This window comes from Thalassotalea algicola (genome assembly GCF_012932965.1).
Lineage (GTDB): Bacteria > Pseudomonadota > Gammaproteobacteria > Enterobacterales > Alteromonadaceae > Thalassotalea_F > Thalassotalea_F algicola.
In genome coordinates, this window is the sequence record NZ_JABBXH010000001.1 from 960,793 (window position 1) to 975,333 (window position 14,541).

15 protein-coding genes are annotated in these 14,541 nt (G+C 39.2%); 1 reads left to right on the top strand and 14 read right to left on the bottom strand.

Annotation, left to right across the window (positions count from 1 at the left end):
• Window positions 1-33: 33 nt before the first annotated feature.
• The 12 genes from atpG to mioC form a co-directional block, all read right to left on the bottom strand.
• Window positions 34-894, bottom strand: a complete 861-nt coding sequence (atpG, locus tag HII17_RS04370) for a F0F1 ATP synthase subunit gamma (protein ID WP_169074066.1) — start codon at window positions 892-894, stop codon at window positions 34-36.
• Window positions 895-922: 28 nt separating this feature from the next.
• The gene (gene atpA / locus HII17_RS04375; RefSeq protein WP_169074067.1) at window positions 923-2,464 is read right to left on the bottom strand and encodes a F0F1 ATP synthase subunit alpha; all 1,542 of its coding nucleotides are present in this window, start codon (window positions 2,462-2,464) and stop codon (window positions 923-925) included.
• A gap of 13 nt (window positions 2,465-2,477) precedes the next feature.
• On the bottom strand, window positions 2,478-3,011 hold the full coding sequence (gene atpH, locus HII17_RS04380) for a F0F1 ATP synthase subunit delta (RefSeq protein ID WP_169074068.1): 534 nt from the start codon (window positions 3,009-3,011) through the stop codon (window positions 2,478-2,480).
• Window positions 3,012-3,025: 14 nt separating this feature from the next.
• A complete protein-coding gene (gene atpF, locus HII17_RS04385) occupies window positions 3,026-3,496 on the bottom strand; it encodes a F0F1 ATP synthase subunit B (RefSeq protein ID WP_169074069.1) in 471 nt (156 codons plus the stop codon).
• 52 nt (window positions 3,497-3,548) lie between these two features.
• Entirely contained in the window at window positions 3,549-3,770 is a 222-nt protein-coding gene (gene atpE, locus HII17_RS04390; RefSeq protein ID WP_089153031.1) for a F0F1 ATP synthase subunit C, read from the bottom strand.
• A 139-nt stretch (window positions 3,771-3,909) separates the two neighbouring features.
• Window positions 3,910-4,704, bottom strand: coding sequence for a F0F1 ATP synthase subunit A (gene atpB, locus HII17_RS04395; protein ID WP_169074070.1), 795 nt, complete (start codon window positions 4,702-4,704; stop codon window positions 3,910-3,912).
• Window positions 4,705-4,716: 12 nt separating this feature from the next.
• On the bottom strand, window positions 4,717-5,109 hold the full coding sequence (locus tag HII17_RS04400) for an ATP synthase subunit I (protein ID WP_169074071.1): 393 nt from the start codon (window positions 5,107-5,109) through the stop codon (window positions 4,717-4,719).
• Window positions 5,110-5,302: 193 nt separating this feature from the next.
• Window positions 5,303-6,187: a ParB/RepB/Spo0J family partition protein gene (locus tag HII17_RS04405; protein ID WP_169074072.1), complete on the bottom strand. Its 885-nt coding sequence runs from the start codon at window positions 6,185-6,187 to the stop codon at window positions 5,303-5,305.
• Window positions 6,188-6,208: 21 nt separating this feature from the next.
• Window positions 6,209-7,015, bottom strand: coding sequence for a ParA family protein (locus tag HII17_RS04410; RefSeq protein WP_169074073.1), 807 nt, complete (start codon window positions 7,013-7,015; stop codon window positions 6,209-6,211).
• A gap of 14 nt (window positions 7,016-7,029) precedes the next feature.
• On the bottom strand, window positions 7,030-7,656 hold the full coding sequence (gene rsmG, locus HII17_RS04415) for a 16S rRNA (guanine(527)-N(7))-methyltransferase RsmG (protein WP_169074074.1): 627 nt from the start codon (window positions 7,654-7,656) through the stop codon (window positions 7,030-7,032).
• A 13-nt stretch (window positions 7,657-7,669) separates the two neighbouring features.
• Window positions 7,670-9,559 carry a tRNA uridine-5-carboxymethylaminomethyl(34) synthesis enzyme MnmG gene (mnmG, locus tag HII17_RS04420; protein WP_169074075.1) on the bottom strand — a complete coding sequence of 630 codons (1,890 nt, stop codon included), beginning with the start codon at window positions 9,557-9,559 and terminating at the stop codon, window positions 7,670-7,672.
• Window positions 9,560-9,952: 393 nt separating this feature from the next.
• The gene (gene mioC / locus HII17_RS04425; protein ID WP_169074076.1) at window positions 9,953-10,399 is read right to left on the bottom strand and encodes an FMN-binding protein MioC; all 447 of its coding nucleotides are present in this window, start codon (window positions 10,397-10,399) and stop codon (window positions 9,953-9,955) included.
• 153 nt (window positions 10,400-10,552) lie between these two features.
• Between mioC and HII17_RS04430 the strand changes: the two genes are divergently transcribed.
• Entirely contained in the window at window positions 10,553-11,431 is an 879-nt protein-coding gene (locus tag HII17_RS04430; protein WP_169074077.1) for a LysR family transcriptional regulator, read from the top strand.
• A gap of 5 nt (window positions 11,432-11,436) precedes the next feature.
• On the opposite strand, the gene mnmE is transcribed toward HII17_RS04430, so the two are convergent.
• Entirely contained in the window at window positions 11,437-12,813 is a 1,377-nt protein-coding gene (mnmE, locus tag HII17_RS04435) for a tRNA uridine-5-carboxymethylaminomethyl(34) synthesis GTPase MnmE (RefSeq protein WP_169074078.1), read from the bottom strand.
• Between the two features lie 97 nt (window positions 12,814-12,910).
• On the bottom strand, window positions 12,911-14,536 hold the full coding sequence (gene yidC, locus HII17_RS04440; RefSeq protein ID WP_169074079.1) for a membrane protein insertase YidC: 1,626 nt from the start codon (window positions 14,534-14,536) through the stop codon (window positions 12,911-12,913).
• Window positions 14,537-14,541 lie beyond the last annotated feature (5 nt).

A 14,541-nucleotide genomic window follows, 5' to 3' on the forward strand; every position in this document is an offset into this window, starting at 1 on the left:
CTCTAATCTTGTGCTCTTAAAAAGAACCTTTGCTTAAACCGCTGCCGCACCAGCACAAATTTCACTCAATTCTTGAGTAATACTTGCTTGACGTGCTTTGTTGTATACCAACTGTAGGTCGTCGATTAAATCACCAGCATTATCAGTTGCAGCTTTCATTGCAACCATACGAGCAGCTTGCTCACATGCTAGGTTTTCAACAACACCTTGGTACACTTGAGATTCAGTGTAACGAACAAGTAACTGATCAAGTAAAACTTGAGCATCTGGTTCGTACATGTAATCCCAGCGATGTTTAATTTCGTCATCGTCTGACTTAGGCAAAGGTAAAAGTTGATCGATTGTTGGCTGTTGCGTCATGGTATTTACAAACTTATTGTAAACCACGTACAACTTGTCAATTTCACCGTTATCGTATGCATCCAACATAACACGAACTGAACCAATTAGGTCAGTTACAGATGGATGGTCACCCAATCCCGAAATTTGTGCTTTTACATTAGCGCCCATATTGTTGAAAAACGCTGTAGCTTTAGAGCCAACAACTGCAAATTCAACTTCAGCGCCTGCTGTTTGATGCTTACCAGCATCAGCAAGTACTTGTTTAAACAAGTTAATGTTTAAACCACCACACAAACCACGGTCAGTAGAGACAACGATATAGCCTACGCGCTTAACTTCACGCTCTTCCAAATATGGATGGCGATATTCTAAGTTACCAAGCGCGATGTGACCGATCACATTTCGCATATTTTCAGCGTATGGGCGAGAAGCAGCCATCGCGTCTTGTGCACGACGCATCTTACTGGCTGCAACCATTTCCATTGCGCTGGTGATCTTCTGTGTATTTTGTACACTTCCAATCTTCGATTTTATCTCTTTAGCGCCGGACATGACTATTTCTCCACGAAAAAGTTAACTATTACCAAGTTTGAGTAGACTTGAATGTATCAAGTGCTTTAACTAAACCTGCTTCAATGTCTTTGTTATAGTCGCCTTTCTCGTTGATAGTAGCCATCAACTCAGCTTGCTCATTATTTACGTAAGATAATAATGCAGCTTCAAAATCAACTACCTTATTAATAGCTACGTCATTTAAGTAGCCTTTTTCAGCAGCGAATAATGATACAGCTGTCTCAGCAACTGATAGCGGGCTGTATTGCTTCTGCTTCATTAATTCAGTTACGCGTTGACCATGCTCTAATTGAGCACGTGTAGCGTCATCTAAGTCAGAAGCGAATTGAGCAAAGGCCGCTAATTCAGCGTACTGTGCTAATGCTAAACGAATACCACCACCAAGTTTCTTGATGATTTTAGTTTGAGCAGCACCACCAACACGAGATACTGAGATACCAGCGTTAACAGCAGGACGAATACCTGAGTTAAATAGGTTAGATTCTAAGAAAATCTGACCATCGGTAATTGAGATTACGTTAGTTGGTACGAAAGCAGATACGTCACCCGCTTGCGTTTCGATGATAGGTAATGCAGTTAAAGAACCTGTTTTACCTTTTACTTCACCGTTAGTGAACTTCTCAACATACTCTTCGTTTACACGAGCAGCACGCTCTAGTAGACGTGAGTGAAGATAGAAAACGTCACCTGGGTATGCTTCACGACCTGGCGGACGACGCAATAGTAATGATATTTGACGGTAAGCAACTGCTTGCTTAGATAAGTCATCATATACGATTAGTGCATCTTCACCGCGGTCACGGAAGTATTCACCCATAGTACAACCAGAATAAGCTGATAAGTACTGAAGTGCAGCTGCTTCAGAAGCTGATGCAACAACAACGATAGTGTTGTCTAATGCGCCGTGCTCTTCTAAAGAACGTACTAAGTTAGCAACAGTCGAAGCTTTCTGACCAATTGCTACGTACACACACTTAATACCAGTGTTTTTCTGGTTAATAATTGCATCTAAAGCGATCGCAGATTTACCAATTTGACGGTCACCAATGATAAGCTCACGCTGACCACGACCAATTGGAATCATTGCATCGATTGACTTGATACCAGTTTGAACTGGCTCATCAACAGATTTACGATCGATAACACCTGGTGCTACTACTTCGATTGGTGCGAAACCATCGTTGTCGACTGGACCTTTACCGTCAATCGGCTCACCTAGAGTGTTTACAACGCGGCCTAATAAACCACGTCCTACTGGTACTTCCAAAATACGGCCAGTACCTTTAACTTTTACGCCTTCAGCTAGGTCCGCGTAAGGACCCATAACAACCGCACCTACAGAATCACGTTCTAAGTTCAACGCGATTGCATAGCGGTTGCCAGGAAGTTCGATCATCTCACCTTGCATTACATCAGCAAGACCGTGGATGCGAATAATACCATCTGTTACAGAAACGATAGTACCTTCGTTACGAGCTTCACTAACTACGTCGAACTTCTCAATACGATTTTTGATCAGTTCGGCGATTTCAGTGGAATTCAGTTGCATGCTCTGTTCCCCGTTAAGATTGCATTGTTGCTGCTAAACGGTCCAGTTTACCTCTTACTGAACCATCGATTACCATGTCATTTGCTTTTATTACTAAGCCAGACACGATTGTTGCGTCAACAACACAATTAAGCTTCACTTTACGAGCCAAACGCTTTTCAAGCGCGGCGCTAATGTTTGATTGTTGGTCAGCTGTTAATTCAACAGCAGACGACACATCTACAGTTACTTCTTTATCGAATTCAGCTTTTAATTCAGCGAATTGACTAGCAACCTGTGGTAGCACCAACAGACGTTCGTTTTCAGCCATAACTTTTACTAAGTTTTGACCTTGTTCATTTAGCTGTTCGCCACAAACACTTAAAAATATTTCTTGTGCTTGCTCTACTGACGTCCCACCAGAAAGGTAAGAAGTCATCGTTTCATTTTTTGAAACTTCAGCGGCAAAAACTAGCATTTCTAACCAGTTATCAATGGCCTTAGCTTCAACAGCAAAATCGAACGCTGCTTTAGCGTAAGGGCGAGCGATAGTTGTCAATTCAGACATAGCTCTATTCCCTCTTAAAGTTCAGCGACTAATTTATCTAAGATGTCGCTATGTGCAGCGGCATCAATTGAACGCTCAAGAATTTTCTCGGCACCAGCAACAGCTAACGCAGACACTTGCTGACGTAGCTCTTCTGTAGCGCGATTGCGTTCAGACTCAATTTCTGCATGACCAGAAGCGATGATTTTCTCACGCTCTGCTTGTGCTTTTTCAGCAGCTTCATCAATCATTTGAGCTTCGCGTTTCTTCGCAGCTTCAATGATTTCTGCAGCTTGTGCTTTAGCTTCTTTTAACTGTGCAGCAGCTTTCTCTTGAGCAAGCTCAAGATCTTTAGCAGCACGGTCAGAAGCAGCAAGGCCGTCAGCAATAGTTTTTTGACGGTCTTCGATAGCAGCCATAATTGGCGGCCACACAAACTTCATGCAGAAGATTACAAATACGATAAATGCAATAGATTCACCGATAAGGGTTGCATTAATATTCATATTCGTTAGCTCCTAATATCTATTAAATTCGCAGGGTTTGTTGGATATTGTCTTATGCACCAACAGCGAATAGAAGATATAGACCAATACCAACACCGATCATAGCGATCGCATCGATAAGACCTGCTACGATGAACATTTTCACTTGAAGTTGAGGAGCAAGTTCAGGTTGACGAGCAGCAGACTCTAAGAATTTACCACCTAATAGACCAAAACCAATCGCAGTACCTAAAGCACCTAAGCCGATTAGCAATGCAACAGCGATATATAACATATTTATCTCCGATTATTTAAAGTAAGTTATAAAGTTAAAAAATTAAAAATTCTTTGTGGACATCCTGTCCTAAACCCTTCGGGTTCTTTGACTGCTTTTACCAAAAATAAAAGCAGCCGCCTAACTCAATCCCGAAGAGTTAGTGATCTTCGTGCGCCAAGCTTAAGTACACGATGGTTAACATCATGAAAATGAAAGCTTGAAGCGGAATAACTAATAAGTGGAACGCTGCCCATAGGAAGTGAACCGGTAATTGGAATAAACCAATTGTTGCAATCAAGATGAAAATTAATTCACCAGCGTACAAGTTACCGAATAGACGAAGTGCTAATGATACCGGACGCGCAATCAATGTTACTGATTCCAAAATAAAGTTTACTGGAATAAAAGCAGGGTGATTAAATGGTTGTAAAGTCAATTCTTTAGCAAAACCACCTAAACCTTTAATTTTGATTGAGTAGTAAATAATTAAGAAGAACACACCAAGTGATAAAGCAAATGTCATGTTCATATCAGTAGTAGGTACTGACTTTATGTAAACATCGTGTGGGTCCATACCAAATGCGTGTTGACCAATTAAGCCCGCAATTGTCGGAATCCAGTCAACTGGTACCCAGTCCATCGCATTCATTAACAAAATCCATACGAAGATAGTTAATGATAAAGGTGCGATTAAAGCGTTTTTACCGTGAAAGGTTTCTTTAACGCTTTTGTCTACGAACTCTACGATCATTTCCACGGCACATTGCATTTTGCCCGGAACGCCAGTAGTAGCTTTTTTCGCGACTGAACGGAAAGTAAGTAAGAAAACCAAGCCTAGAAATATTGACCAACCCAACGTATCGACGTGGAGTGTCCAAAAACTTCCTTCACCAATGCTAACCGACCAGTTAGTTAAGTGGTGCTTGATATAAGAGCCAGTATCTGCTGCCATCTTGTATCCCAATTATTGTTGATTAAAAGTAAACTTGCTCAAGGCGGTATAAAGTATGGGAGATACCACCGCCAAAATGTATGTGCTGAAAAAAGGAACTAACGATATAGACAAAAACTTAAAGCTCAAGGCAAATAATAGCGCCGTTAGTACCATTTTAATTTTCGCGCCCTTAAAGAATGAATCCATTACTTGTTTCGAGGCGCTAGCTCCTGCAAACCTAAAAGCATAAAGAGCAAACACAAAATTAGGGATTACGCCGATACAACCACCAGCTAGTGCTGACTGGGCATGGCTTAACCCCCAACTTAAAAATATTGTTACTGTAGAGACTAGTACTAACGAAGAAGCAAAAATCAATTGTTGCCGCGATAATTTTCGACCTGGCTTAACCAACTGATTCAAATTTTAAACCTCTAACGAAAACCTTCGTAAACTCTACATTTTTTCTGAGATAATTTTACATCTCAAAAAATCCCCGCAAGTATACTCAATTACGGTTTTATTGCAACAAAAGAGGGCACTGAAGCCCCTAATTTGTGCGAAAATATTGGTGAATATTCAAAATAGACGATAGCTATTCATAAAAGGCTAATATTTATTGAATTTTAGAAAGTATGCCATCTAATTCGTCAAGATTGGTATACGAAATAACAAGCTTACCTTTACCTTTTTTGTTATGGCTAATGCTTACTTGTGAACCAAGGCGCTCTGTTAACTGCTCTTCAAGCGATACGGTATTTGGATCTTTAACTTTTTCTTGTTTAGGTTGCTCTGGAGTTTGTACCTTTTTAACTAAAGACTCTGTTTCCCTAACAGTTAGCTCTTTAGCAACAACAGCACGTGCAGTTGTTGTTTGTTGGTCACCTTCTAAAGAGAGCAAGGCACGCGCATGGCCCATTTCTATATCACCATGTTCAAGCAAGGTTTTTACTTCATCATTTAAATTATTTAAACGGAGTAAGTTTGTTACTGTAGTTCTTGATTTTCCTACCGCCTCAGCAACTTCTTGATGCGTTAATTCAAATTCAGTCAATAAACGTTCTAATGCAATCGCTTCTTCCATTGCATTTAAATCTTCACGTTGAATATTTTCAATTAAAGCAATCGCGACCGCGGCTTCATCAGGAACATCTTTAACTAAACAAGGTACTAGATCGATATCAGCTAATTGTGCTGCTCGCCAGCGACGCTCTCCTGCAATAATTTCAAAACTATTGTCAGCAATAGTGCGAACAACGATAGGCTGGATTATACCTTGAGACTTAATTGAATTAGACAGATCTTCTAACGCATCAGGAGACATATCCTTACGAGGTTGGTATTTGCCTGGCTGCAATTGCTCGATAGGTAACTTTCTTAATTCACCTTTATCAACTGCCTGATCAGTACTTGCTGCATCTTGGTCAGCTTCCGCTTTAGGGCTTGGCGTTAATAATGCGTCTAATCCGCGTCCTAAACCTCGACGTTTTGCAGGGCTCATATCAATCCTATTTATCTATAATTATTGTTCTGTAACTTTTTGTTCTTTAGTCACTTTTTTAGCTGATTCATCGCGTCTTAAAATTTCACCCGCAAGCGCTAAATACGCCTTTGCGCCAGTAGATGACTTATCATAATACATTGCAGGTGCACCAAAACTTGGTGCTTCGGCAAGTCTAACATTACGAGGGATTACTGTACGATAAACTTTATCACCAAAATGGCGTTTTAATTGTTCAGAAACATCGTTAGCTAGACGATTACGAGGATCGTACATGGTTCGCAAAATCCCCTCAATCTTTAGCTCACCATTAATAACAGAGGTCAATTGTGAAATTGTTTCCATTAATGCAGTTAGTCCCTCTAACGCGTAGTATTCACATTGCATAGGAACGAGAACGGAGTCGGCAGCAGCCATCGCATTGACCGTTAACATGTTTAACGAAGGTGGGCAGTCAATAATTATATAATCGTATTGACTCTTTATCGGCTCTAAAGCGTTTCGTAAGCGAAGCTCACGAGCATAGACTTCCATTAGTTTAATTTCAGCTGCAGTAACATCGGCATTAGCGGCAATTAAATCGTAAATACCCGAAGTTTCTTTGCAAACGACTTTATCAAAAGGTTGTTGCTCAACAAGTAATTCATAGCTAGTCGCTATTTCTTCATATTTGTCGACACCACTTCCCATGGTCGCATTACCTTGTGGGTCAAGGTCGATCAATAAAACTTTGCGTTTAGTTGCAGCAAGGGATGCTGCTAAATTGACAGATGTAGTTGTTTTACCTACACCACCTTTCTGGTTTGCAACTGCGATTATTCTGCCCACAAGCGCCTCGAATATTAATTATTTTTTTTCAGCTCGATTAAATGACGTTCGCCGTCAAGTCTAGGTACCTTTAATCGAAAGCTCTCTACGAGTTCTATATTGCTAGGTAATTCTACTAATTCATCTTCAGGATATAACCCTTTCAATGCATAAAAACGACCTTCCTTAGCATCAACCAAATGTTGACACCAAGAAACCATATCTTGTAACGATGAAAATGCTCGACTTAAAACACCATCAAACAATAATTCTGGCTGATATTTTTCGACACGAGATTGCACTGGCTCAACATTAGTTAGTTTAAGTTGATAAATTACCTGACGCAAAAAAGTTATTCGTTTACCTAAGCTATCTAATAATACAAAATTTCGCTCAGGATACAATATCGAAAGCGGTATTCCTGGTAATCCAGGACCCGTTCCAACATCTATAAAATTATTACCTTTTAATAACTTACCTACAACTAAACTGTCCATAATGTGTTTTATCAACATTTCATTCGGATCACGAACAGAAGTTAAGTTATAGGTTTTATTCCACTTATCTAATAGTTCAACATATTGAATAAGCTGGTCAACTTGAACTTCGGTAGCTTGAATATCAGTTTCGGCAATCAGCGCCTTTAATTTTTCTTTTAACATCAAACTTCCAAGTTTAAGCTGTTTTTCTCAACAAACCGTGTTTCTTCAAATAAACTAATAACAATGAAATCGCAGCTGGTGTTATACCAGAAATTCGAGAGGCTTTGCCTATAGTTTCAGGTCGAGCATCTGTAAGCTTAGCAACAACTTCGTTTGATAAACCAGAAATTTGGCCAAAATTAAAATCTACTGGAATTAACGTATTTTCATGACGTTTTTTCTTTTCTATTTCGTCCATTTGACGATCAATATAACCTTGATATTTGATCTGAATTTCCACTTGTTCAGCTGCTTGCTTATCGGCAATAGCAGGACCAAATGCCTCAATAGCCATGACATCATCATATTTAGTCTCAGGGCGTCGCAATATATCTTCTAACGTAGCCTCTTTACTCATTGGGTTTTTCAATAAAGTATTCAGTTTTGCAACAGCCTCATGATCTTTTTGTACCCAAGTAGACTTTAATCGCTGACGTTCGGCTTCAACACTTTCCATTTTTTCATTGAATCTCGCCCAACGTTGGTCACACACTAGCCCTAATTCACGACCTTTTTCAGTCAATCTAATATCAGCGTTATCTTCACGCAGTAGCAAACGATATTCCGCGCGAGAAGTGAACATGCGATAAGGTTCTTTGGTTCCTAATGTCGCTAGATCATCGATAAGTACACCCATGTATGCTTGATCACGACCAATAATCCACTCTTCTTTTTCTTGTACACGTAATGCTGCATTGGTTGCCGCCACTAAACCTTGTGCACCAGCTTCTTCATAACCAGTAGTACCATTTATTTGTCCAGCGAAATATAAATTATTAACAAATTTACTTTCTAAAGTTTGTTTAAGATCTCGTGGATCAAAAAAATCATACTCAATAGCATAACCAGGTCGCGTAATATGAGCATTTTCAAAACCTTTAATTGAACGTACTAAGTCCATTTGTACATCAAAAGGTAAGCTAGTAGAAATACCATTCGGATACACTTCATTTGTTGTTAGCCCTTCTGGCTCAACAAAAATTTGATGAGTATCTTTATCGGCAAAACGCGTGATCTTATCTTCGATAGAAGGACAGTAGCGAGGACCAACTCCCTCAATGATACCGGTATACATAGGTGAGCGATCCATACCACCGCGAATGATGTCATGAGTTTTCTCATTAGTATGCGTGATATAGCAAGAAATTTGCTTAGGATGATCATCGTGCGATCCCATAAATGAAAAGATTGGCCTTGGTGTATCACCAGGTTGCTCTTGCATCACAGAAAAATCGAGTGTTCTCGCATCCAATCTAGGTGGCGTTCCTGTTTTAAGTCGATCCATTCTAAACGGCATATCACGTAATTTCTGAGCTAAATTAACCGATGCAGGATCACCAGCTCGACCACCTTGATAATTGTTTAAGCCAATATGAATTTGACCAGCTAGGAAGGTTCCTACTGTTAAAACTACAGATTTAGCTTTAAATCTAAGACCCATTTGGGTGGATACACCAACTACCTGATCGTTTTCTAAGATCAAGTCGTCACAAGGTTGCTGAAATATTGTTAAGTTTTCTTGATTTTCTAGGTGTTGACGTACAAATGCTCGATAAAGTGCACGGTCTGCTTGAGCACGTGTTGCCCTAACTGCAGGGCCCTTGCTTGCATTTAATGTTCTAAATTGGATCGCTGCGTGATCTATTGCCGTAGCCATTATGCCACCTAACGCATCAATCTCTTTAACTAAATGTCCTTTACCAATACCACCAATTGCTGGATTACAAGACATTTGCCCTAATGTATCAATATTATGGGTTAACAATAAAGTTTTGCATCCCATGCGCGCAGCAGCTAAACAGGCTTCAGTTCCTGCATGACCACCACCAACAACAATCACATCAAAAGAGTCTTGATACCACATTTATAAACAACACCTGTTGAAAAAGGACACGTATTTTAGCATTTTTTTTAGTGTCAGGGGAATGATCATTTGATGAAAAGATCGTATAGATGATCGTGAATAAATATATAGATCTATATAAAGATCTTATTATTACTTATTATTAGTAAAGCCGTTTTCTGTGGATAAGGTAAATAAATGCTTTAATTACAATAATATAGCCCATATACGATCTTGTGATCAAAGTTTGATCTATTGCTGTAAAAGCTTTGATCAAAACACTGTTTTATCCACAGACTGAATTAGTTATTTTTATATACACTTAATAATAAATGCTAATTCACAGGGTTATACGTTATTTATCCACATTCTCTTTGAAAATAAATTAAATATGTGGATAAGCTTTTTATAAGATCAGGATAATTGATCTTTATGCTGACTTATCCAGTGTTGTGCTTGTTCTTCTGGATCTATATCTAGCGTCATATCTAAAGTAAGTAACTTGATTTTCTCTTTACAACCTTTTGATAGCAAAAGAGTATTTATGTTTTTAGCTGCTAAACAAAATGTATCGTAGCTACTGTCACCTATGCCGATCACTGCAAATGAGGTGTGGTTAAGATCTTGTGTGTATTGTGTAAGTTGATCGACAAATGATTTAATATTGTCCGGGTAGTCTCCTGCGCCATGAGTTGAAGTACAGATCAACCAAAGTTGATTTTCTTTTAAAATGTCATCGAACTTAGGCACTAAGTGAAGAGTAACATTATGGCCAAGATCCTCTAATGTTTCTTGGCATGCCTCTGCAACATATTCCGTTCCACCTAACATACTGCCAACGATAATTTGAATTTGAGTCATTTTAAAAATCTCGATAATAATTTATTGTGATATTTTATCACGAGTAGAGTCGCTTTAAGCTTTATTCAAATCATTAATTGGCATTCCTTTAGATTGTTATCTATAAAGTAATTAAATTTCTAAAAAACTAGATTTGTTCTACTTTTGATAACAATGATCGATTTAAACGACTTAATGATATACAAAACGGTAGTTGATAGTGGCAGTTTTACCGCTGCAGCAAGACAACTATCGGTGCCTAAATCGAATGTATCTCGTAGAATAAAACGCTTGGAGGATTCACTTAATGTGTGCCTACTAGAGCGAACTACTCGCACAATAGCGATGACTGATGAAGGGGAGTTATATTATCAGCACTGCCTTAGAATTCACGAAGAGTTGGCTTATATAGCACCTACCAGCGAGCAACTGGAAGGTGTTATTACCGGTCGTATCCGTATATGCAGTCCTGTAGGAATAGGACAAGAATTTCTAGCCTATCATTTAGCAGAGTTCCGTCGACAATACACACATTTATCACTAGATGTAGTGTTAACAAAACAAATGGAGGATATAGTGGAAAAGGAATTTGATATTGTTATTCGCCATGGAACTTCCAATTCCTCTGATATTTCATCAATAAGGTTGATCGATATTGAACTTCAATTGTTTGCCAGCAAACAATACTTAGCCAATGCTCCTGATATTAATCGTCCTGAAGATCTAGCTAACCATTCATGTTTAGTTTTTGGTGATAGTGCAAATAACTCGTTTTGGCAATTAATTAGCAAAAATTCTAGTTATAAATTGCAGTTAAAACCCAGCATGCAAGTTAATGATTATTTCGTATTAAAAACTATGGCTGAACAAGACTTAGGTATTGCGTTATTACCAGATTATTTAATTGATCCTAATGGTAGTGATTTGGTTAGGGTTTTGCCAGAAGTTAACGGTGGTATACTACCGTTGAATTTAGAGTTTAGAAAAAGCAGTGCCACAGCGCCTAAAATTAAGGCACTGAAAAGCTATTTAAAGAATAATTTAGTCGGGTAGGTGAGTTACTTACCAATACAAAAAGATGAGAATATCTTGCCTAGCAAATCATCCGAGGAAAACTCACCGGTAATTTCATTAAGCTCTTGTTGGCAGATCCTAAGTTCTTCCGCCAGTATTTCACCTGCTACATATGATTCTAATTGATCTAGCCCTGTTTGAAGGTGTTGATGAGCATTTTCTAAAGCTACCAAATGGCGCCTGCGGGCCATAAACCCACCCTCAATGTTACCTTGGTAACCCATAATGGCCTTTAAGTGATCTTTTAGAGTTTGTACGCCTTCACCACTTTTCGCTGATATGGTAATTGCTGGATAAGTTTCATCTTCAGCCAGACCTGTTCGGGCGCCGCTAATATCTGCTTTGTTACGAACAATTGTCACACCCATATTTTCGGGTAGCTGGTTAAAAAACTCTGGCCAAAAATCTCTAGGATCTTGGTTCTGAGTCGTAGAAGAGTCAACCATAAGCAATACTCGATCGGCTTTTACTATTTCAGCCCAAGCTCGTTCTATTCCTATTTGTTCAACTTTATCAGGGCTTTCCCGTAATCCTGCTGTATCAATAATGTGTAATGGCATACCATCGATATGAATTTGCTCGGTAAGTACATCTCGCGTGGTACCTTCGATGTCGGTAACAATAGCGGTTTCTTTACCACTTAGTGCATTGAGTAGACTCGATTTACCAGCATTTGGCTTACCGGCAATAACAACCCGCATACCTTCTCGAATAATGCTTCCTTGCTTGGCTTGTTGCTGAACTTCCTCAACATCGGTAATTATAGATTTTAGATCATTGACTACTTTTTCATCGGCTAAAAAATCTATTTCTTCTTCAGGGAAGTCTATCGCTGCTTCGACATACATTCTTAAATGTATAACGTTTTCTACGAGTCGATGGACAAGCTTTGAAAAATCCCCCTGTAAGGAGTGCAACGCACATCGGGCAGCTTGTTCTGAATTTGAATTGATTAAGTCAGCAATTGCTTCTGCTTGGGTTAGGTCAAGTTTGTCGTTAAGGAATGCTTGTTCACTAAATTCGCCAGGTTTAGCCATTCGAATTCCGTCAACTTTTAGAATTTCTTTTAACAGCATGTCGAGAATAACCGGGCCACCGTGTCCTTGTAGCTCGAGCACATCTTCACCGGTAAACGAGTTTGGACCTTTAAAATATAGTGCGATACCTTGATCTAATGTGTTTCCATTTAGATCGTTAAAACTTAAGTAATCGGCGTAGCGTACTTTAGGACACTTACCCAGTAGCTTTTCAGCGACAATGGATGCCTTAGGTCCTGATATTCTAATAATTCCTACACCGCCTCTACCAGGTGCTGTAGCTTGAGCTGCAATAGTTTCGGTGTTAGCAGAAAGCAACGACATAGATATACTCTTTAATTCACAATTAGGGGCTATTATAGCGTTTTGTAAGTAAAACAAAAAAGGTGGCTAATGCCACCTTTTAATTTCTTCAAAAATATTACTTGTCTTTGGCCTTCTCAAGCGAGCTAAATATTATTTTCATTTGAATGATAGATATGACGTTACTGATGAACCAGTAAAGTACTAACCCTGATGGGAACCAGAAAAAGAATACAGTAAATATTACCGGCATATATTGCATCATTTTTTGCTGCATCGGATCTTGTACTGTCATAGGCGTCATTCTTTGCATTAAGAACATGCTAATACCCATTAAGATAGGCATTACATAGTACGGATCTTTAGAAGATAAATCCGTTAACCATAATCCAAACTCAGCATGTCTTAACTCAACACTTTCTAGGAATACCCAGTAAAGCGCTAAGAATATTGGCATTTGAATTAAAATAGGTAAACAACCACCAGCAGGATTTACTTTCTCTTTACGGTAAAGCTCCATAGTCGCTTGACCCATCTTTTGTCTGTCATCACCAAAACGCTCTTTTAATTGCTGCATTTTCGGTTGAAGTTCTCGCATTCTTGCCATCGAGGTGTATTGTGCTTTAGTTAGCGGATACATAGCACCTTTTACGATGATAGTGATGATGATGATTGCAACACCCCAGTTAGACACTACTGACTGGATCTTTAATAGTAGCCAGAATAAAGGTTGGCTGATCATGAATAGGAATCCGTAATCAACAGTTAGGTCAAGTCCATCTGCTATTTGTTCTAATGCTTCCTGATCTTTTGGTCCAACATAAAATATTGCTGATGTTTTAGCTGTTGAATTCGGGTCAATATTTAAAGTAGGTGCTTTAAAGCCAATAACAGCATCACCAGCATTAGAATAACTTGTATATAATTGATTAGCTGCATCGGCTTTTGGAACCCAAGCAGATACAAAGTAGTGTTGTAGCATTGCTACCCAACCACCAGGTGTTGTTTGATTAAGGTTTGCTTCGGCAATATCGTCGAAATCATACTTTTCGTAGCGTTCTTCAGATGTAGAGTACGCTGCACCTCGGTATGTAGGAATTAAACCGCTAGAGCTATCAACATAAGTTGATTGTTTAAGTTGTCCATACATTTGAACACTTGCCGGCGCGCTCATGTTGTTTTGAACACTATATTCAACAGCGACTTCGTAGCTTCCTGGCGTAAATATATAAGACTTGGTAACGTTAAGACCAGTCTCTCCAAGGTAGTTTAGTTTAACCGTTAATGGTTCACCGTCGGTCATCGTGTACGTTTGTTTTTCACTACTATAGATAGGACGACCCGGTACAGTGCGATCTACGCCATTGGCACCTGTTAAACCGCTTTGAGCGATATATTTCATTTGGCCGTTTTGCATTATGGTGAACGGTATGCCGCTGCCTTGCTCGGTTTCATATTGAAGTAAGGTCGCTTCAACGATGTCGCCACCTTGAGAATTAATTTTTATTCTCAAAACGTCAGTTTCTACTTCAATCGTGCTTCGAGCTGCTTTTGTTGGTTCTACTGCTGGTGTCGCTGTATCAGAAGAAGCAGGTACAAAATCGTCAGATATTGGCGTTTGTTCTTCTAATTGGCTAGTAGTCGGCTGCACCGGTGCAGGGGCATAATCTAGTTGCCACTGTTGATAGAGCATATAGGTGACTACCAATAAACCAATAAAGAGCATACTGCGTAGGGATTCCATAATGT

Coding starts and splice junctions, on each gene's coding strand:
- atpG (WP_169074066.1), bottom strand. CDS start 894: ATGTCCGGCGCTAAAGAGATAAAATCGAAGATTGGAAGTGTACAAAAT.
- atpA (WP_169074067.1), bottom strand. CDS start 2,464: ATGCAACTGAATTCCACTGAAATCGCCGAACTGATCAAAAATCGTATT.
- atpH (WP_169074068.1), bottom strand. CDS start 3,011: ATGTCTGAATTGACAACTATCGCTCGCCCTTACGCTAAAGCAGCGTTC.
- atpF (WP_169074069.1), bottom strand. CDS start 3,496: ATGAATATTAATGCAACCCTTATCGGTGAATCTATTGCATTTATCGTA.
- atpE (WP_089153031.1), bottom strand. CDS start 3,770: ATGTTATATATCGCTGTTGCATTGCTAATCGGCTTAGGTGCTTTAGGT.
- atpB (WP_169074070.1), bottom strand. CDS start 4,704: ATGGCAGCAGATACTGGCTCTTATATCAAGCACCACTTAACTAACTGG.
- HII17_RS04405 (WP_169074072.1), bottom strand. CDS start 6,187: ATGAGCCCTGCAAAACGTCGAGGTTTAGGACGCGGATTAGACGCATTA.
- rsmG (WP_169074074.1), bottom strand. CDS start 7,656: ATGTTAAAAGAAAAATTAAAGGCGCTGATTGCCGAAACTGATATTCAA.
- mnmG (WP_169074075.1), bottom strand. CDS start 9,559: ATGTGGTATCAAGACTCTTTTGATGTGATTGTTGTTGGTGGTGGTCAT.
- mioC (WP_169074076.1), bottom strand. CDS start 10,399: ATGACTCAAATTCAAATTATCGTTGGCAGTATGTTAGGTGGAACGGAA.
- HII17_RS04430 (WP_169074077.1), top strand. CDS start 10,553: ATGATCGATTTAAACGACTTAATGATATACAAAACGGTAGTTGATAGT.
- mnmE (WP_169074078.1), bottom strand. CDS start 12,813: ATGTCGTTGCTTTCTGCTAACACCGAAACTATTGCAGCTCAAGCTACA.
- yidC (WP_169074079.1), bottom strand. CDS start 14,536: ATGGAATCCCTACGCAGTATGCTCTTTATTGGTTTATTGGTAGTCACC.